This window comes from Yoonia sp. MH D7 (genome assembly GCF_054439475.1).
Window position 1 is genome coordinate 120,086 of sequence record NZ_JBTJCF010000005.1, and the last position, 18,974, is coordinate 139,059.

Consider the following 18,974-nt stretch of genomic DNA (forward strand, 5'->3'; position numbering starts at 1 on the left):
CATGTGCTTGTGAATGACCAGACAATTTGAACTCCCATTTAGTTGTCTAAGGTGGTGCACCGAGAGGCTGGTGGCCTTTGTGTCAGGACATGCCCGACGTTAAAGGCCACCAGCCCATGTTCAGTTAGTTGCCGAACTGGGTAACAAGCCACGCCTTGGCGTCTTCCTGAGGCATCGACCAATAGGAAATCGTATAGGCTTTGTAGAAGAATTCCTCGGCGGGATCAGAAGTTGGTGCGACGTCGCCGTGGATCACATCCATGATCAAATCAACGCGCCCACGCGCCGTGTCCACCGGAGGCAGACCCATAGACACCTTGAGGCTGGAGTTCGGGTCATAGACCTGATCGAATTCGACGGTGTCGAAATCAACGCTGGCAACGATTTCTGTAAGGGGTTTGCCATCGGCAAATACGCCGCGACCCAGCTGGTTCAAGCCAGCCATGGTGCCGACTGTGAGGTTAGAAGCTTCGGAGTAGATAACGTTAACTTCAGGACGCTGTGTCAGAAGATCGACGATGATCTGCTTGGCGGCTTCCTGGCCCTGATCCGCATCCAGAGCGCCAAGGTTTTCAGCATCCGGAGCCACGGACATCACACCCTCAACAAACGGAACGGTACGACCGGAGTTCACTTCCGTGTGGTTTGGCCAGCCAAGCTGCACCATGACAATCGGCTTGTCGGGATGGGCTTCCATCCATGCTGTCGCCATCTGCGCTCCCATCTCGAACGAAACCTCGGCCTCGTTGCTGCGGGCTGTCGGAATACCGGTATCGCCGAGGGGGTTGAAGAACGACGTCATCACAACGCCCTCGTTCAACGCATCATTGATCCCCGGAGTTGCGGCTTCAGCGTCCCAGATGTGCAAAGTCGCGCCATCAAAACCGCCAGCGAGAACCTGATCGACGTTCTGCGTCATTACGGAAGAATCGGCCTGACCGTCAAAAACGATAACTTCCGCGCCATATTTCTCAGCGCCATATCGCTGTGCTTCTGCCGCCTGCGACTGGTGAAATACGTTTGAAAGGTCGGACACGAAGAACGCAATCCGCTTTCCATCATCAGCTAAGGCTGCTGTGGTTGATAAAGCCGTCGCAAGCAGCGAAGCGGCGATGAATTTTCTTTTAGTAAGCATGTCTCTCTCCCAAGTCGGACAAGTTTTTTAGTTTTCCGTTCTCCCATAACTGCGCGGGTCTACGGCAATGCCGAATATTCTTGCAGTATTTGATATTTATTGCAGTCAGTGAAATTATTGTCAATGATTGAATTTATCTTCATTCACTGGATGCAACCCGACAACGATTGTTACCAGTGAGATTGGTGGAAAATCGCAATGGCGTGTCGAACGACCAAATATCTGTGCTGTGGCGTAAAAGTTCGAAGATGTCGCGGAGGTTTTTCGGCAGTTAAAATTCGTACTTAAGTTGAGATTAGCGCAAAGTTGATCGATAAGCGTCACGGGTAATTTTTCCCAATATTATTGGTATTGAAAAAGGATCCAATTTCCAAATCAAGAAGAGTTTTTCAACAGAATTAGCCCAAAGGGGCAAATGCTGCGCCGCGAACCAATGGCTACCTTTCAGAATTCAGGTAGTGAGGTTTGAATGGTGGAGGCTCTCCACTATTGAATGATATTTGAACTTGTCCGAACATTCGGGTCTCGCTGAATACCATCCAATCATAACGCAGCGTCTTGGATGTGAAAATCTTTACAGAAGTTGCGATGTCAAGAACTGTTGCCATCGAAAAACGAGCTGTCCCGTGGTTTTGGGGTCTGATGTCAGGTGTGATAAACCCACTAGAGGTGGTCCTAGATTTTAGACCAGTTTGCAGCCTTGTTAAGGTGGATCTGGGTTTTATTTAGGCTGCTAATCTCATTGGTTCGGTTTTGCTGACATAGGCCTCATCTGGGGTCAATATGCCGTGAGTCGAATGCGGGCGCTCAGAGTTGTAATACGTCAGCCATTTGCCGATCCCAGCCCGCATTTCTGAACCTGTCTCAAAGGCATTCAAATAGACGCATTCATACTTCAACGATCGCCAGAGCCTTTCGATCATGCGATTGTCGCGCCATGCGCCTTTTCCGTCCATGCTAATCTTGATGTCTGCGTCGACCAGCACGTCGATCCAAGCGCCGCTGGTAAATTGGCTGCCCTGATCGATGTTGAAGATTTCCGGCGTGCCGTGCTTGGCGAGCGCCTCTTTCAAAGCCTCGACGCAAAAGTCTGCATCCATACTGTTGGACAGCCGCCACGAAAGCACTTTGTGGCTGTGCCAATCCATGATCGCCACGAGATACAGGAAGCCGCGTCGCATCGGTATGTAGGTAATATCTGCGCACCAAACCTGATTTGGGCGGTCGATTGCCGCATTCCTCAGCAAGTAAGGCCAGATCTTGTGATACGGATGCTTTTTACTTGTGTTGGGCTCCTGATAGATCGGAACCAGACGCATAAGCCGCATCAAGCGCCGGATCCGGTGGCGGCCACATTGGTGATTGTTGCGCTTCATGTACCGGGCCATCTGACGCGATCCATACCAAGGCGTTTCCAGGAACTGTTTGTCGATGATTTCCATGAACTGCAGGTTCTCAGCGCTCTCGCCGACGGGCTGGTAGTAAAGCCGCGAACGCGACAACTGCAATAGTTCGCACTGTTTACGCATGCTTAACTTATGATCTCGGCTCACCATTTTTTGCCTCGCATCCCGAGGCCGTTAGGCGCTGCGAGGCATCCGCCAAAAAAACTCGCTCCACAACAAGCTGACCGATCTTGGAATGCAGCTTGTCGACGTCAACGGCACTTACCCCATCGGGCGCTGAACCTTTGCGCGTAAATGCCGTCGCCATATTCTCTATCGCCGCCCGTTTCTAAGTCCCTATCTGGGTCGGATGAACGCCATATTTTTTGGACAGCTCCGCCATCGACATCTCCTCGCGGATTGCTTCAAGCGCAACCTTGGCTTTGAAATCGGGCGAATGGTTCTTTCGTTTTGTCATTTGGGATCACTTCTTTCATCATGCGATCCACCTTAACAACTGGTCCTAAAATCCGCGACCACCTCTGTTCTTCAAGGTCTGATGCCACCGCTCGATCTTGCCCTGCGTTTGAGGATGATAGGGCGCGCCACGGCTGTGCTTCATATCCTTGTCTTTCAACCATTCCGCCAGCTCCCCCGAGACGTAGCTGGAGCCGTTATCACTCAGCAGGCGAGGTTTGTGGACGACATGAACTTGGTCACATCCCGACGCTGCCAAAGCCAAGTCCAATGTGTCCGTCACGTCTTGGGTTCTCATGTTGGTGCAAAGTTTCCACGAGATTATATATCGGCTGTAGTCATCGAGGATCGTGCTGAGATAAAACCAGCCCCATCCGATGATCTTCAGATATGTGAAGTCCGTCTGCCACAACTGATTGATGCCCGTGGTTTTGTCTTTGAACTCGCTCGCCGCCTTTATAACGATAAACGCTGGGCTGGTGATCAGATCGTGCGCCTTCAAAATCCGATACGTCGAAGCCTCTGATACGAAATAGCTTTCTCGATCCGTGAACGTCACGGCCAGTTCACGTGGCGACAACTCGGTTTCTTTCAGCGCCAACTTCACGACCTTGCGCCGCACCTCGTCAGGAATGCGGTTCCAGACGTGTTTGGGCTTCGGCGATTGATCCTGCAGTCCAACTTCGCCACGCCGCAAATATCGATCATACCAACGGTAGAATGTGGTGCGGGGAATGCCCAGCTTTGCCAACGTGAGCCGTGCTGACAGGTGGCTTTCCTCGACCAGCCGGATGATCTCCAGTTTCTCAGATGCAGGATATCTCATTCGTGGTTGCCCCCATCGCCCAGCATGCTTTTTTTAAGCAAACGGAGTTCGAGCGTTTGTTCCGCCACAACTTCCTTGAGATCATGGGCCTCACGGCGCAGATCCTTCACCTCGTCAGTGTTCGCCGCACGTGCCGTATCGCCCGCAAGGCGCCGCTTTCCGGCTTCCATGAAGTCCTTGGACCATTTGTAGTAAATGCCCTGAGAGATACCCTCACGGCGGCACAGCTCTGCAATGCTGTCTTCACCACGCAGACCATCCAGAACGATCCTGATCTTCTCTTCGGATGAGTAATGCTTGCGCGTGGCGCGTTTGATGTCTTTGACGATCTTCTCGCCAGGGCTCGTCGTTGTTTGTCTCATCTTCCACTCCTCAGTGGTGACGATGAGCCAGAAACACTCTCTTATCAAATAACGCTATTTGGTCCCATAGGCGCTGACGTCAGACATCTAAACAACGCAGCGACGGCCACCCGTTCTGAGACAAAAATGGCCATAGAGACATACACACGCTTACTTAATTTGCCGCGTCAATAATGACGAGGACTTGTGTCATAGTGAGGAACGTCGCGCATCTTTGACTCGATGGCCAAATTTTTTTGAATCCTGTCAACGTGCCGCGTCACGCAATACTAACCCAAACGTCAAGCATTTCTGCCCCAGACCAGACCTTCATCGTTGGCTATGCCAAGGATCAAGTCGCGGACTTTCCCGACATTGACGTTTGAGCATGTTGCTGACGCAGCATTTGCTTGCAGTTGCAGCGGGATGGATTTTGCAGTGCAGCAAGCTTCACCAGAGCAGCCATTCAAGCGGGTAGAAAATGGTGGAACCTAAAGCGCCCTTTCGCTGCGCATAGCATTAACTCGAAAGTCGCGGACGAAGCCGACTTTTGCCGGCGCAGCATTTGCTCACGCAGCATTTCCTTGCAGTCGCAGCAAATTTCTTGCCGCGATGCAGCGCACATCACCGAAGCAGTCATTGAAATCCGAGATAAACCAAATACCGCGCAATCGCCGCTGACGGGGTTGCCGTATCTGGCACAGTTTCGGGGGATGCGGTGACGTTGCCTGCAAGGCGGTACACGTTGATCGTTGACGGGCAACCACAATCGACGTTGAACCTGAAACGGAGTTGCTGATTGACCTTGCTAAATAGGGTGATCAAAGTGGAATTGGGTGCCCCCACGCTTATGGCGAAGGGGGCGCTATCATGAACGCTATTGTTCCTGCAAAATATACGCGGGCAACAATGCGCTAAAACTGCCGTTGATTTGCATCGTCCGCGCTGGGTCAAATTCCCCGCCTGCAAGCGGCTCGCGATAATGGGCAGCCGCTTCAAAACTGCCTTCAACGAAGAACCCGTCGTCACGCTCTTCAAATGTTGTGAGGAAAAGGGCTATATCGTTGGCCTCATCCTCCGACTCGCTTGCCATCCAGCCAGATTTCCATGCGTCTGACAAATACATCACTCCAGCGTTAAGCGGGATCAATTGGCCACCAACAGACATAACCTCGAAACTGAACAAAAGGCTATCTTCGGAAATTTTGACAGTATCTTCGCTTGGTTGACCCCAAAGCTGAAACGACTGCAAATTCGCAACGGCTATCGACAAGCCAAAGGATTGGCTTTCGTTGTCCTGTGCGGTCAAAAACCACGTGCGTTCTTCACCGTTGAGTGTGGCAGTGATATTGCCAAAAACGTCTTGTGCAAATGACACCGTCGGCGCGATGGAAAGTGCAGCAGCAAAGACAGCTTTGTGAAAGGATGAAAATGGCATTGGCGTTCCAATCAGTGAATGGTGAGATAGTTGCGCCTAAACAGGTGGCCTTATCAAAGCGTAGCGACCAACCCGTCAGTCTGCCAACAAATTATTCAGATCCCGACACTCAGATTTTCAAGGTCACGATTTTCTATGACGCATTTCTAAAACTGCGTGTTAGGCTAACCGTTATAGACTCCATTTCTTATCGCTTAAGGAGTATTTAAAATGTGTTTCAAGCCCAGCATTGCCCTTGTTCTGCCCCTTCTTTGCCTAGCATTTCCTTCCTATTCCGCGCCTGATGTTGCTTGCGACTATGGGACCCCAGACGCTTGGGCGCAGGTTGACGGGACGATTGTGGGGTCTTGGCAAATCGTTCATCACGCGGGCTTTGTTATTGCAGGCCCGACAACGATGCCCTTCCCGGCAAGTAGCGACGTTGAAACAATGCAGATTGAGATGACCTCTGATGGCCGCCTCATTGGCACCCACCCCGAGGCACAGGCCCCGTGAGTTCGTTTGGGCGGATGAACCACCATGGAGCTTTGAAGCCCATGCAAAGGCGGATGGCATTCCTGCGCCGCTGTTATCATCATCGGATGTTGAATCGATGATGGGCTGCAAGGTTGATGATCTTGCGCGTTTGATCGGTCATTCGCAGGTGACAATGAACGGTGTGACAATGGATTTTACGCTGCGATTAATGATCCTTAGAGCTACGTCGATCTATGGTATTTTTCATACCTCGAGCATTGTAAACGGCGTTTCGGTGAAAAGTTGACGCTCGGTGACAATGACGCGCTAGGCTCGTCAGAAACTGTGTAGGGAGCTTAAAGTGAGTAAGCAAAATCAATCCGCTGTGGGGCATTTCTTGCGCGACAAAGGCTGGATATACGCGCTTATGATAATCGCGGGGATTGCACTTGCTGGATTCAAATTTTCGGAAAATCAGAGTGCGGCGGAAATGGCGAATGATGGTGTCGATGCGATTGGCATTGTGACGCATAAAAAACAAAGTCAAACGAAATCTGGATCCGGGTCAACAGTCCATTACAGTCTAAGCTATAGCTTTGCGATACCCAACGCCCCATATGTCACAGGCATGCAGGACGTAAGCAAAACGCTCTATGACAGTGTCAGTGAGGGTGCAGAAATCACTGTGCGCTACATCCTAACCGATCCGTCAATCAATGTCGCTGATCTAACAAACATGAACACAAACTTTGGCCTCGCATTGATGGCGGCGGCTGGGCTATTCTTTTCAGGTTTGATTGCTGGAGCTTTGGGAATTCGACGGGCACAACAAATTTCTAAAAATAGCTGAACTCGATAGAAGGTATAAAATATGATGCTTGGGTTTTCTAGAATAACGACGGTAATTTGGCTTGCTGGCCTTTTGTCAATTGCGGCACCAGCTATCGCCGATAGTGAACGCAAATTGATCCCAGAGGACGACCTGCGCACGCTGGTTTCATTCGGCAACGATGATATTCTCAAGCTAGCAGAATGCGAGAAAAAATCCTATCCGACCTGCACCTATGTTTGGGGCACCTTTGATAGCGATGACGAAACGCGGATCAAAATGGGTGGCAGGCCCGACGGTGAAAAACTGTTGACCGTGTTTGCGCAGGCACGCAGCATCGAGGATTTTGAGCGGGTGGTCTCTGTGACACCAGACGCACAGCCCGTCGAAGATATGGGTATCGTCGCAATCTGGTCGGCAAATCGACGCCAGCTTTCGTTAATGAGCGAGGATTTTTTGGTGATCCACGTAAATGTCGATGCGCGCAGTATTGACGACCCAAAGTCAACTGCGTTGCAAATCGCAAACTATTTGATGGAGCAATAATGATGCGCCAGTTTGGAATTCTGTTCATATGCACTCTGTGTGCCCCGATGGGTGCAGGTGCGCAATCCACGGCAATCGCAGACGGCATATATGATGCTTACGACTGCTCTGTCCCGATCAGCGACCAGCGCATTGAAGTCACGGGTAACCATCTCGCTCTTTATGAATCGTCTTGCGATATTTCAAATCCGCAATCCATTCCCGGTCTTGACAGAACGACCATTTATGATGCGGCATGTCAGGGCGAAGGTGAAACATGGAGCACGCGTTTTATTCTGATGCAGACCCAAGACGGCGGGCTTGCAAGGATGGATGAGATGTGGGGCGATCATTATGCGCGCTGCGATTAGCCGCGTTTGGCGTCAATTCAACCGTTCAAACCAGACGTTTTAACAAAGTAGAGTGAGTATAAAATGACTAAATTTGCAAAACGTATAACATCTCTCTTTTGCGCTGGAGTTTTGGCCGCATGTGTAACAGAAAACGAAACGTTGGTAGTGGCGATACCTGAAACGGGTATGCCACGGCTGGCGGGCGAGGCTGCAAGTGTTGATAAGTTAATTCCACTATTGGCCAAAAAGGGCCTGATTATGCAGCCAGTACCAGACAGCCGCGCAGCCGCGATTGCACGGTTTTGCAGTGGTGGCGCAGAAGCCTTGGTTCTAACAAGTGCGTTCACCGATAGCGAAACCGATAGCTGTGCCGCTGCTGGCGGTCACTGGAGCGCGGTATTTGCTGACGGCATGCCCGCATGGATCGCGCCAAACTTCAAATCAAATTTTGATACGTTTAACGGGCTTTAATTATGGCACTTAAAATAAATTAAGGGGCCTACAATGAACAGATTTCTTGGAATGATCTTTTCAACGGCAGTGGCATTTGGATTTTCAAATATCCAGCTAGCAGCACAAATGGCCACAGCGACCTTTGAAATTAGCGCCAAGATGCAGGGCGGATGTGAGGTGATGAAAGCCTGCGCATTTTACACGCTGTCCCCCGATGGGACAATCTCCTACACCCAACCTGGGATTTTTGACGGTGAAGCTAAGCAAAAAACTGGAGTAATGAGTGCTCAAGATTACTTGACTTTGACCCAACTTCTAACCTCCGAACGCTTGCAATCACTCGAAAGCTCTGTGTTCACTGGGACTTGCCCATCATATAGTGACGGCGAAGATTACATATTTGAAATCACGCGCGACGGGCAAAAAACGCAACTGAAAACATGTGGAAACGCGCTTGCTGACGATCCGCAGATTGACACGCTAATCAGCTTTTTCGGCGTTTTTACCAAATAAAACGACCTGTATTGTTGAAGACTGGCCAAAGCGGCCATCCATCAAGTCGGCCAAATATAATCGCATGAAGGACAATAAGATGCACATTTTTATGAGAGCCATTGCTGCAGCCTTCTTTGGCCTGATGCTGCCAAGCTTTTCTACTGCGCAAGAGGCGTCTGGGCAGATAATCACGCAGATTGACGGTAAAGATTTTGTGTTCACGATCGTTAGCAATGCAGATGAGGCATTGGGTATGGATGACGCCGACGCGATATCCGCGTTTGCCCCGCAATCAGACGAATTTTCAGGTATCGTTTCTTTGGTCCTTTGGACCACAGAAGAGACGAGCGAGATCCCCTTAATGCTCACTATTTTTCACCGCGTTTCGGGGGAACCTACAGAGGTAGATCTATTTTTCTCTGGGGTTCTCTTTTACGCCGAGGGCGGCGAAGAATGGGGTTGGGTCGCGAACCTATCGCAGGATGGATCAACGATAAGCGTCGAAAGCTACGTCGAAACAGAGACCAGCGCCAATGTGACTGGTCAATTCAGCACAACTGCGTATTACGAAGCGGCTGATCAGGACGAACCTGATCTTAGTCGTAGCATCAGCATTTCAGGGAGGTTCGAGGCGGTCCTTCCGCGTCTTGAAACCCAATGACACTGTTGTGCTTTTGATTTCAGAAATGGCAACCTAATTTTCATGCCACCTTTTCGCATGTAAAACCGTGCTTTGATAAGATACCGCTCAAGATTCCGAATGTGTCTGACAACAGTATTGCCAGCAAAGCGGAATTTCAGGGGTGCCGCGGCTAATGAACGAAATATCTGCTACGTTTCGACGAATAAATCAACGCATGTGCAGCATTTTTTTGAGCTGCGAGCGCACGCAGCTCAAAATCAACAGGTCCGGTGTGGGCTCTTTCGACGCCTTCGCTGCGCAATGACCGAACGACCGGTCTTCCTCATTGGATCGAAAGTCATAACTTATGCACCACAGAAAATTACCCAGCAAATCAAAGGCAGGGAGTGGTGCATTATTCCGGTGCGGGTCTCGCGCCGATCTGATACTGATCTGACATGCAAATTGGATACGCCAGAGTTTCAACACAAGCTCAATCCCTCGACCGCCAGATTGGAGCGTTGAGAGGAGATGGCGTAGATCGCATTTTCCGCGAAAAGGCGTCTGCAAAGACCGTGAAAAACCGTCCGCAACTTGAGAGCGCTATTGATGCACTGGGGGCAGGGGACGTGTTCGTGATCGCAGAGTGGGATCGGGCAACCCGGTTAATGGTGGATGGCATCGCTATCATCCAGCGCGTAGGGACCCAACCTTTCAGGAGCTAAGGTCCGACTTGGAGCCAGAACAAAACGCTGAACTTGACCGGCTATTGCTGAGGTTTCCAGCGAAGTGGTTCTGAGGGCGGATTCCAGACATTCGCTGCAAGTGCGAAAGATGAGCGTTTTGCAAAAGTAGCTGACATTTGCATCCGGCAAAACGCCGATTATTTGAGATAAATAATTCCAAACAGAGCTGCCAACAAATTAGAGACGCTGTCGCAGATCCGGCCGAACCCTGTCTTTAACCTGTTCGTAAATTTCATTTACGCTAGGCATAGAAATTGTGACGGCCAAAGCGAACGTAACTCGCCCTTCAGCCTCCATTCCCGTATCCGGCATCCGTGAAACCTCAAAGTCGACAGTGTCATTCTCACCCACAACGGCTGCGCTATCGCCTGACCAACGACGTGAGGCAATTGTCCCTCGGTTCATTTGATTTTGATCTGGTTGATCAGAACATCCGCTTAGAGCCATTACTCCAAGCCAAGCTGGTTCTGTTAACTTGAGACGCACACCGCGGTAACCTTGACGTCCAGCGTTGACCGGCGTCATCCATGCCAGTGTTGCTGAGATAGAATGCAACTGGGGCCTCCCACCATATGCTAAAGGAATTGGTACTGAGATTGGCACAACCTGCTCTGGGCCTACCTCGCTAGTCGCCCAGAAAGTTGCTCTATCAGATGCACAGGACACCGCTTTGTCCAAGTCGTATGAGCCATAGCCAAGAAACCGTCGAATATTGTCTTTTTGCTTTACGTGTTGCCTTCCATCCGTTGGCCCGACAGTCTGTTTGATAAGTGCTGCAGTCTGCTTATCCCAAACTGCTGGATGTACCAGTAAAGCCTTGAGTAATGTGGCTCGCTGCAAGCTTGAGAGGTTCAGAAACTCCCGACCGTATTCGGCTTCTAGTGCATCATGAATTCTGTGCGCTGTTCTTGATGTGTCTGACGTCAGCGCCTATGGGACCAAATAGCGTTATTTGATAAGAGAGTGTTTCTGGCTCATCGTCACCACTGAGGAGTGGAAGATGAGACAAACAACGACGAGCCCTGGCGAGAAGATCGTCAAAGACATCAAACGCGCCACGCGCAAGCATTACTCATCCGAAGAGAAGATCAGGATCGTTCTGGATGGTCTGCGTGGTGAAGACAGCATTGCAGAGCTGTGCCGCCGTGAGGGTATCTCTCAGGGCATTTACTACAAATGGTCCAAGGACTTCATGGAAGCCGGAAAGCGGCGCCTTGCGGGCGATACGGCACGTGCGGCGAACACTGACGAGGTGAAGGATCTGCGCCGTGAGGCCCATGATCTCAAGGAAGTTGTGGCGGAACAAACGCTCGAACTCCGTTTGCTTAAAAAAAGCATGCTGGGCGATGGGGGCAACCACGAATGAGATATCCTGCATCTGAGAAACTGGAGATCATCCGGCTGGTCGAGGAAAGCCACCTGTCAGCACGGCTCACGTTGGCAAAGCTGGGCATTCCCCGCACCACATTCTACCGTTGGTATGATCGATATTTGCGGCGTGGCGAAGTTGGACTGCAGGATCAATCGCCGAAGCCCAAACACGTCTGGAACCGCATTCCTGACGAGGTGCGGCGCAAGGTCGTGAAGTTGGCGCTGAAAGAAACCGAGTTGTCGCCACGTGAACTGGCCGTGACGTTCACGGATCGAGAAAGCTATTTCGTATCAGAGGCTTCGACGTATCGGATTTTGAAGGCGCACGATCTGATCACCAGCCCAGCGTTTATCGTTATAAAGGCGGCGAGCGAGTTCAAAGACAAAACCACGGGCATCAATCAGTTGTGGCAGACGGACTTCACATATCTGAAGATCATCGGATGGGGCTGGTTTTATCTCAGCACGATCCTCGATGACTACAGCCGATATATAATCTCGTGGAAACTTTGCACCAACATGAGAACCCAAGACGTGACGGACACATTGGACTTGGCTTTGGCAGCGTCGGGATGTGACCAAGTTCATGTCGTCCACAAACCTCGCCTGCTGAGTGATAACGGCTCCAGCTACGTCTCGGGGGAGCTGGCGGAATGGTTGAAAGACAAGGATATGAAGCACAGCCGTGGCGCGCCCTATCATCCTCAAACGCAGGGCAAGATCGAGCGGTGGCATCAGACCTTGAAGAACCGCATCCTGCTGGAAAACTACTTCCTACCCGGCGATCTTGAGGCTCAGATCGAAGCCTTCGTAGACCACTACAATCACCAGCGTTACCACGAGAGCCTGAACAACGTTACACCCGCCGACGTATACTTCGGACGCGACAAAGCCATTCTACAGCAACGGGAAAGGATCAAACGTAAGACGCTCGAAACGCGACGCTTGCATCACAGACAACACGCCGCATAATGCAACCAACCAGATGAGCCGAACTCTCTCTTAGTCTAGGCCGCCTTTGGTGCCAAAAACCCTGACGACGGACATGCAGGATGTTGCAAGGGCCAGAAACGACAGTAGACAGCGTCAACGCAGTACGGTCAGCAATCAACGAACAACGGGTCGAAACGGTAGAAATAATCAATTATCGAAAAGACGGAACCAGCTTTGTAAACGCTCTTCAAATCGGCCCAATTCTTGATAACGACGGCAAATTGGTGTTCTACTTCGGTTCCCAACTCGACGTTACAGAAAAGCGGAATGCGGAACGTAAGGCTCGCAAGCTTGCTGATGACGAGCTCATCCACAGACTGCGCAATATTGTTAATGTGATGAGTGTTGTCATCCGCATGACGGCGCGTGAGGAAGGTGATGCCAAAGCACTTGCTGCGATCGTGGATGAACGGCTCAGAGCGTTAAGTGATGCACATTTTGAGACGATCGGTGGGTCAGAAGGCCAGAACCTGACTTTCGAGAAACTAGCACAAACGATCTTGGCCGCTTATGCACCGAAAGGTACACAACAGTTTCACCTCAACGGACTCGACTTTGTTCTTCCCGGTCATTTGCTTTCTTGTGTTGCCCTTAGTCTGCACGAATTAGCCACTAATTCAGTAAAGCATGGTTCACTAGGTGCCGAGAAGGGCCTGATCAATGTCGGTTGGGAGATTAGAAAAACAGACGATAGTAGCAAGTTTATTTTCCAGTGGTCTGAAACGGGTGGCCCAAAAGTTTTCACGCCAAAACGAAGTAGCGGTTCCAAACTCATCCAGAATTTGATTGCGGCTGCTAACGGCTCAATTGAGCTTCACTGGGAAGAAACTGGCTTGGTCGTGAAAGCCGAATTTCCTCTTTAATTGGTGCACCGAAGAGCTGCTTCTTCCGCATTCTGTGAGTTCGCCCCTCGATATTGCAAGCGCAGCGAATGTCCGGTCTCACGGGTCGCACCGCAGCAATCCAGATCACCGGTTAATGTCCGCAAAGGGCCGTCGCTATCGTGTTGATGCTGTTGAACCCATTTGTTCAGCGTCGAAAGCCCAACACCCAAAACTGTCCGAAAAAGCAGGACCACTTCACTTTCACAAGTTGATCCACCTTAACTACTGGCCCGAAATCATGCGACCACCTCTTTTCTGTACCCCGCAAGGAATCCTCAATCAGACAAAATTAGCGAAAACCGCCAACATTCTTCGAACGGAGAGTTTCCACACAGTCTGGCTCGTTTTTGGCACAAAATGGCTAACGCCTAAGTTTGGCAGGCAAGGCTCCTAGACGTTTCACGTTTAGAAGTTCTGGGTTTAGTTTTTTATAAGACCGCATGATGCGGTCCACAGCTTCGGCCTCTTCAAGGTGCGGTTTCAAAGGGTCGACGCAACACTTTAATCTTTATGGAAAGATGGAGTGTTTATAATGAAGTATCGCACACGTACGTTTTATACGGACCAGCAGAAATCCGAGATGTGGGATCGGTGGCAACGCGGCGATTCAATGGGGTCGATTGGCCGTCACTTCAATCGTGCGTCTTCTTCGATCTTCCCTCATTTGGCGCGAACTGGTGGGATCCGACCTGCTGATCGTACACGGTCAAGATGTGCTTTGAGCCTTATTGAACGGGAAGACGTTTCCCGAGGGCTTGTCGCCGAACAGTCATTTCGTTCAATCGCGCAACACCTGAACCGGTCGCCTTCGACAATCAGCCGAGAGGTTCGCAGAAATGGCGGACGCCAAGCCTATCGCGCGACCCACTCAGACCAGCGCGCTTGGGACTGCGCAACACGGCCCAAGTTGTGTCAGCTCTCATTCAATGATCCATTGTGCCAGTTGATAGCGCGCAAGCTGCGACGGAAATGGTCGCCGCAGCAAATTGCAGGCTGGCTCAAACGAAGATACCCTGATGAAGAGCAAAATCGCGTGTCACACGAAACGATATATCGCAGATTTAACTCTGTCCGTTTCATAAACTGTTCTCCTGATTTTCCAGTAGATAGAGGAAAAGTCGCTTCCCAGTTTAAAATGTGCCTTCGGACAGTCCCATCTTGTAAGCCACTTCGGACGTTCTGAGGCCGTCAGAAAAATACGCAAGGCATTCACGTTGTTTTCGCGTCAAAGTCAGTGGTTGGGCATTCGGAGATTGTGCGCTCAAACCCGCATAAAGCAACTGGCACCACGCCCGCCAAGTGTCTTCGTACTCGGCGCGCACTTGGGGAAAATCGGCCCTATTATAGTCCGTCATCAAATTCAGGCCAACGCCAGCCCCATGTGCGTCGGGCCGGATAGTCACGGACATGCCGGTGCGGATGTCCAGTGACGCACTGCCCTGCGCGATTTGGTCCAGTTCGGCTTGTGTCAGGTGCTCATGGTCCTCCAAATGCCTGATGCCGGTCATTTGTGTTGTAGTTCCCGTCAGGCAGTTTCGTGCAAACGGGTCTAAACCTGCCTAAACAGCATGGCGATATCCCTCGGCCCAGACATCACAAGCATTCGTTAAAATCAAAGGTGTGTCGCGCTGTGAAAGGTCAATTGCGGCAAACATTCAATTGCCGCGTCCCATACCTGCGATGATGAACAGCCCGTGTCCATCGTATCTGCGAGCGATCGGATTAGTGACATAGGCTCTCCTTATCTGAAACATAAGGATTTCCTTACCTTGTGTAAACGGCCACGGGTTGTTCCACTCTATTGACGATCGCTCGAACACTGGCCTGTGCCCTACTTACGATAGGATTTTCTATGCGTTTCCTTTTACCGCTGCTTATTTTGCTTTCTACGACGGGAATGGGTGCTGCTCAAACCACGGACCGCGATGTCATGGTTGTGTTTGATATGTCGGGGTCCATGTGGGGACAGGTCGACGGTGTTGCGAAAGTCGAAATCGCGCGTAATGCGTTTGATGGGCTTCTGGAGGATTGGCAGGCGAACAACACGCAAGCGGGATTGATCGCTTATGGCCACCGCGAACGCGGTAATTGTGCCGATATTGAAACCCTTGCCGTGCCTGGTGACGGCGCAGATATTGCCGCCTTGGTTGCGGGCATGTCACCCAAAGGCAAAACCCCCTTGTCTGATGCGGTCCGCCAAGCGGCTGAGGTTCTAAAGTTTACCGAAGAGGCAGCGACGGTAGTGCTATTGTCGGATGGGGTGGAAACCTGTGATGCTGACCCTTGTGCGGTTGGCGCCCAACTCGAAGCGCTTGGGCTTGATTTTACAGCACATGTCATCGGATTTGATATCGCGGAAGGTGACAAAGCGCAGCTTCAGTGCCTCGCGAATGCGACAGGCGGGCAGTATTTTGATGCCGCAGACGCGCGCGAGTTGTCAGAGGCGATGGACGGTGTCGTGCAGGCCACCGCCGTTGAAGCTCCAGAAGAATTGCGCGGGCAGGATTTCCAGACCGTGACGCTCAGGGTCAAAATGGACTCTATGGCGCTATCCTTACCGGACGAGATCACGATTTACGGCAATGACATTGAACTGGGCACATTGACCGACGACACTGCCGCCCACCCCGGTTTGTTGATCGAAATGCCATTCGGCGAAATCACCTTACGTGTCGAAGGTTTGGGCGTGTCAGACGAAATGCTGGTCGACGTGACGGACCAGACCGAATTCATCGATCTCGCAGTTTCAGGCGCAGAGGCCGACTATGTGCTCTGGCGCGTGGGCCAGTTCCCTGTTCTGGACAACAAGCGCTCAAATATGATCCTTATCAAAAACACGACAGGCGTTGATCGCGGCAGTTTTTATCCGCTTTACCTTTATCCGTCCGGCAGCACCGATCCGGCGCAGGGTGTGAAGATTGATAATCTGTCGCCCACTGCCGGCATATATATCGAGGCTGAAATTCCGTCCGATGTTGTGCCGGGTGATTACGATCTTGTGCCCACCGGAACGGACGGCACGCAATACGCGCGTATCCCGATCAGCTTTGCATCCGGAATTGATCCGGTCTGGCAAGGCACGCGCGCGGTTGAAGCCGGTGGCATGTTGGATGCTTATTGGGCAGGGTCATCAGACACTTTCGACCAGTTTCGTTTTATGCAGGGCGAAGATGCGGTCAGTAGACATCGGGTTTCATCCCTTGCAACAAAAGACGGTTTCAAGCTGCCTGCTCCGACAGAGCCGGGCCTGTATGAATTGGTCTACATCTCTGAATATGTGAACAATTTTGAATTCCAGACCACCTCAATGGGGATGATCGCCGTCGGCGTGCCGCTTCCAGTCGCGGACCCCGACGGTCTTGCAGAGGAAGCCGAGGCGATGGGCGGCGAAGAGGGACCGCTGCCCCCCGTGGGAGAGTTGCACGGTAATTGGGTCTTGATGGCCCGCAATGATGCGATGAACGTGCCATTGGCCAGATTTCAAGTTGCCCATGATCAAGGGACTGACTTTGCAGAAGGCGATTTCGTGATCGAAGCGCCCGAGGAATGGAACCTTGGGCCACAAGGATCATCCGGAACATCGGGCTTGGGTATCATTGATGATACCACCCGCATGTTAACATTTGTAGGCAAAACAGGAACCCAGACAGTTGAACTTAAACGCGACGGGAACGTGTGGCGTGCACCCACGGATATGGTCGCGCAGCATTCTGGCATCACGCTCGATGTGATGGTGCTACGGTCCGATGATCTTGCCGGGGTTGATACGGCACCAGTGGTTAGCTACCTCCAAGCCTATGATGAACGAGGCACTAAGATCGCGGGACCTGTGGCGTGGGATCTGTCCCTCTATACCGCTGGGACTTTCGATCAGATGCGCACTGAAACCGGATTGAACAGTACACAGCGCGCGCAGGGCACATACGAGGTCACGGCAACCGCAGGTTCCTTAACTGGCACCGACATAATCACTGTTTCGCGCAGTTCTCGCGCCAACAACGCCATCATCCTGCGCACAGACGGCGAAGGGGATACGTTGCCAATGGACGTGGCCTATTATTGTTCGGCTGGCGAAGATTGCGACATGTTTGAACCCGATTATGCGGTCAGTTTCACACTGCCCGAAGGCTGGGGTGCACAAAAAGCCCTGCGGTCGCGAAACTGGGGCATTGCCTTTGATATGGCAACGTTGACACCTGACGGCGTGTTCTACGCGACCTTGAACGATCCTAATCGCAGTGGGAATGTTGGCCCCTGCTATGACGTGATCGCAGGCGAATTATGCCACGCGACGACGAAAGATCCGAAACTGCTTGCTGATATCGATACCATACGGCGCGGATTATCGGTGAAGTCCGTAGGCGAACCGCTGGATCAAGACGATATCGACACACTGTTAAACGAACTGACGGGGACCTCCAAATGAAACGCTTACTTCTGACAACTGCCCTATGGGCGGGCCCCGCATTTGCTGAATCCGTAGACGTTTTTGTTGTTCAAAATGACGGCAGCGGTGTGGTCCAGCACGAAAGCAACGTCACCGTCGATGTTGCTGCAATCCTTATTGAAGGGGACCGTCCTGCCGGAACAACTGGTGTTGTGCTGCAAGATGGCGAACCCGTCGTATGGACAACCTTGACGCCCGAAGAAATTAACAAACACCACGGCGGCACCGGAGAGCCCTTTATCGTCCATGGCCCGGACATTGAACCAGACGATGTGGAGTTTGACGAGGACGAAGAACGCGACAACCAAGCCGACGCCGAAGAAGACCCCTCTGAAATGGAATTCGACCCAGAAGAGGAACCGCCCAAGCAAGCTGACCCAGAAAAAGAACCCGACAAGGACCAAGAGCCCAGCACAGCACAGGCCGACGTCGACGATATGGAATTCGATGAAGATGAAGAGCGTCGCTTTCAAGAAGGAGACGCAATGGACGCGGCGCAGATAAAACCACTCGCGGGCAATTGGATTGGCGACATGACCGAACAAACCTTAACTGGTTGTCCGGCGGGGATGGAAGAGCCGTTACGTGCGCAGGCTGCTGCACTGTCAATGAGTGCAGTGCAAGGCAATATTGACCCGACTTTTACACCGCACCGTGTGGCACCACAGTTTGATTGGACCAAATCCGGTGCGAACTCGTGGGTTGGCACTCTTGATCAAATGACCGAGGGGTCGGGCGTTCGTGTGCAATGGGTTATTCAAATCAAGTCACCAATCCTGATCGAAAATCGGCAACAGTTGAACTTCGGCCTTGGTCCAATAGGCAGTTGTGAAGCGTATATGGTTAGTTATTGGTTGCGCACAAATTGACCGATCCAAGGTGTTGGGCCGCCTAACAAACCGGACGGACATGGACTAAAAGCTATCGTTCGAAAATTGAGCTTGGGTGGCAGCAATGTCCGCGTACTGTGAATCCGGCCTTCGCAAATTTTGCAGTTGCAGCGAATGGCCGCAATGACGGGCCGCACCGCGGCATAACCGAGGGTGGGTGAAGGTCATCAATGGGCCGATCATGTCGAACGGCATTCGCGAATTGCGCAATCATCGCCTGCAGTTCATGCGAGCTTTACTATATAAGCTTGCATGGAGCCGCGGGCCAAAATCAACCAAAACCTGAGAAAAGCGCCTCATCGCACAAC

General features: G+C 51.6%; 16 protein-coding genes and 3 pseudogenes. 14 read left to right on the forward strand and 5 right to left on the reverse strand.

The annotated features are described in order from the left end of the window. Positions 1-124: 124 nt before the first annotated feature. The 4 genes and pseudogenes from ACXLHR_RS19020 to ACXLHR_RS19035 all read right to left on the reverse strand — a co-directional run bounded on the left by ACXLHR_RS19020 (position 125) and on the right by ACXLHR_RS19035 (position 5,602). Complete coding sequence (locus tag ACXLHR_RS19020; protein WP_458793029.1) at positions 125-1,135, reverse strand: sugar ABC transporter substrate-binding protein; 1,011 nt, start codon at positions 1,133-1,135, stop codon at positions 125-127. Positions 1,136-1,860: 725 nt separating this feature from the next. Next, positions 1,861-2,998 (reverse strand): annotated as a pseudogene (locus ACXLHR_RS19025) (IS3 family transposase). A 63-nt stretch (positions 2,999-3,061) separates the two neighbouring features. Beyond that, positions 3,062-4,185 (reverse strand): annotated as a pseudogene (locus ACXLHR_RS19030) (IS3 family transposase); the annotation flags it as partial. An 856-nt stretch (positions 4,186-5,041) separates the two neighbouring features. Next, positions 5,042-5,602, reverse strand: coding sequence for a hypothetical protein (locus tag ACXLHR_RS19035; RefSeq protein WP_458793030.1), 561 nt, complete (start codon positions 5,600-5,602; stop codon positions 5,042-5,044). Positions 5,603-5,812: 210 nt separating this feature from the next. Between ACXLHR_RS19035 and ACXLHR_RS19040 the strand changes: the two genes are divergently transcribed. From ACXLHR_RS19040 to ACXLHR_RS19095, 12 genes and pseudogenes are all read left to right on the forward strand, one after another. Further along, positions 5,813-6,097 (forward strand): hypothetical protein, encoded by a 285-nt coding sequence (locus ACXLHR_RS19040; RefSeq protein ID WP_458793031.1) that lies wholly within the window; start codon positions 5,813-5,815, stop codon positions 6,095-6,097. Beyond that, on the forward strand, positions 6,054-6,365 hold the full coding sequence (locus ACXLHR_RS19045) for a hypothetical protein (protein ID WP_458793032.1): 312 nt from the start codon (positions 6,054-6,056) through the stop codon (positions 6,363-6,365). Before ACXLHR_RS19040 ends, ACXLHR_RS19045 begins: the two co-directional genes overlap by 44 nt. 90 nt (positions 6,366-6,455) lie before the next feature. Next, the gene (locus ACXLHR_RS19050) at positions 6,456-6,908 is read left to right on the forward strand and encodes a hypothetical protein (RefSeq protein ID WP_458793033.1); all 453 of its coding nucleotides are present in this window, start codon (positions 6,456-6,458) and stop codon (positions 6,906-6,908) included. A 21-nt stretch (positions 6,909-6,929) separates the two neighbouring features. Beyond that, the gene (locus ACXLHR_RS19055; protein ID WP_458793034.1) at positions 6,930-7,433 is read left to right on the forward strand and encodes a hypothetical protein; all 504 of its coding nucleotides are present in this window, start codon (positions 6,930-6,932) and stop codon (positions 7,431-7,433) included. Next, positions 7,433-7,783: a hypothetical protein gene (locus ACXLHR_RS19060; RefSeq protein ID WP_458793035.1), complete on the forward strand. Its 351-nt coding sequence runs from the start codon at positions 7,433-7,435 to the stop codon at positions 7,781-7,783. Before ACXLHR_RS19055 ends, ACXLHR_RS19060 begins: the two co-directional genes overlap by 1 nt. A gap of 147 nt (positions 7,784-7,930) precedes the next feature. Beyond that, positions 7,931-8,236 carry a hypothetical protein gene (locus ACXLHR_RS19065; protein WP_458793036.1) on the forward strand — a complete coding sequence of 102 codons (306 nt, stop codon included), beginning with the start codon at positions 7,931-7,933 and terminating at the stop codon, positions 8,234-8,236. Between the two features lie 33 nt (positions 8,237-8,269). Then, positions 8,270-8,731, forward strand: coding sequence for a hypothetical protein (locus ACXLHR_RS19070; protein ID WP_458793037.1), 462 nt, complete (start codon positions 8,270-8,272; stop codon positions 8,729-8,731). A gap of 91 nt (positions 8,732-8,822) precedes the next feature. Continuing rightward, entirely contained in the window at positions 8,823-9,374 is a 552-nt protein-coding gene (locus tag ACXLHR_RS19075; RefSeq protein WP_458793038.1) for a hypothetical protein, read from the forward strand. Between the two features lie 419 nt (positions 9,375-9,793). Beyond that, positions 9,794-10,060 (forward strand): recombinase family protein, encoded by a 267-nt coding sequence (locus ACXLHR_RS19080; RefSeq protein ID WP_458793039.1) that lies wholly within the window; start codon positions 9,794-9,796, stop codon positions 10,058-10,060. 1,021 nt (positions 10,061-11,081) lie between these two features. Next, positions 11,082-12,424 (forward strand): IS3 family transposase gene (locus ACXLHR_RS19085; protein ID WP_458789593.1). Its coding sequence is split into 2 segments (ribosomal slippage): positions 11,082-11,409 and positions 11,409-12,424, totalling 1,344 coding nucleotides; the frame shifts between segments, so codons are not numbered across the junction. Positions 12,425-12,504: 80 nt separating this feature from the next. Further along, positions 12,505-13,308, forward strand: a complete 804-nt coding sequence (locus ACXLHR_RS19090) for an HWE histidine kinase domain-containing protein (protein ID WP_458793040.1) — start codon at positions 12,505-12,507, stop codon at positions 13,306-13,308. A gap of 553 nt (positions 13,309-13,861) precedes the next feature. Further along, a pseudogene (locus tag ACXLHR_RS19095) lies at positions 13,862-14,386 on the forward strand (transposase); the annotation flags it as partial. Positions 14,387-14,459: 73 nt separating this feature from the next. On the opposite strand, the gene ACXLHR_RS19100 reads toward ACXLHR_RS19095, so the two are convergent. Continuing rightward, positions 14,460-14,837 carry a helix-turn-helix transcriptional regulator gene (locus ACXLHR_RS19100; protein ID WP_458793041.1) on the reverse strand — a complete coding sequence of 126 codons (378 nt, stop codon included), beginning with the start codon at positions 14,835-14,837 and terminating at the stop codon, positions 14,460-14,462. A gap of 344 nt (positions 14,838-15,181) precedes the next feature. Here ACXLHR_RS19100 and ACXLHR_RS19105 point away from each other — a divergent pair, with 344 nt between their 5' ends. Next, entirely contained in the window at positions 15,182-17,755 is a 2,574-nt protein-coding gene (locus ACXLHR_RS19105; RefSeq protein ID WP_458793042.1) for a vWA domain-containing protein, read from the forward strand. Next, positions 17,752-18,645, forward strand: coding sequence for a hypothetical protein (locus ACXLHR_RS19110; RefSeq protein WP_458793043.1), 894 nt, complete (start codon positions 17,752-17,754; stop codon positions 18,643-18,645). The genes ACXLHR_RS19105 and ACXLHR_RS19110 overlap by 4 nt, the downstream gene beginning before the upstream one ends. Positions 18,646-18,974 lie beyond the last annotated feature (329 nt).

Bases quoted from the DNA above. Each gene is read 5' to 3' on its own strand.
- ACXLHR_RS19060 (WP_458793035.1), top strand. From the start codon at position 7,433: ATGATGCGCCAGTTTGGAATTCTGTTCATATGCACTCTGTGTGCCCCG.
- ACXLHR_RS19055 (WP_458793034.1), top strand. From the start codon at position 6,930: ATGATGCTTGGGTTTTCTAGAATAACGACGGTAATTTGGCTTGCTGGC.
- ACXLHR_RS19080 (WP_458793039.1), top strand. From the start codon at position 9,794: ATGCAAATTGGATACGCCAGAGTTTCAACACAAGCTCAATCCCTCGAC.
- ACXLHR_RS19035 (WP_458793030.1), bottom strand. From the start codon at position 5,602: ATGCCATTTTCATCCTTTCACAAAGCTGTCTTTGCTGCTGCACTTTCC.
- ACXLHR_RS19045 (WP_458793032.1), top strand. From the start codon at position 6,054: ATGGCCGCCTCATTGGCACCCACCCCGAGGCACAGGCCCCGTGAGTTC.
- ACXLHR_RS19110 (WP_458793043.1), top strand. From the start codon at position 17,752: ATGAAACGCTTACTTCTGACAACTGCCCTATGGGCGGGCCCCGCATTT.
- ACXLHR_RS19040 (WP_458793031.1), top strand. From the start codon at position 5,813: ATGTGTTTCAAGCCCAGCATTGCCCTTGTTCTGCCCCTTCTTTGCCTA.
- ACXLHR_RS19020 (WP_458793029.1), bottom strand. From the start codon at position 1,135: ATGCTTACTAAAAGAAAATTCATCGCCGCTTCGCTGCTTGCGACGGCT.
- ACXLHR_RS19075 (WP_458793038.1), top strand. From the start codon at position 8,823: ATGAGAGCCATTGCTGCAGCCTTCTTTGGCCTGATGCTGCCAAGCTTT.
- ACXLHR_RS19070 (WP_458793037.1), top strand. From the start codon at position 8,270: ATGAACAGATTTCTTGGAATGATCTTTTCAACGGCAGTGGCATTTGGA.
- ACXLHR_RS19090 (WP_458793040.1), top strand. From the start codon at position 12,505: ATGTTGCAAGGGCCAGAAACGACAGTAGACAGCGTCAACGCAGTACGG.
- ACXLHR_RS19105 (WP_458793042.1), top strand. From the start codon at position 15,182: ATGCGTTTCCTTTTACCGCTGCTTATTTTGCTTTCTACGACGGGAATG.
- ACXLHR_RS19100 (WP_458793041.1), bottom strand. From the start codon at position 14,837: ATGACCGGCATCAGGCATTTGGAGGACCATGAGCACCTGACACAAGCC.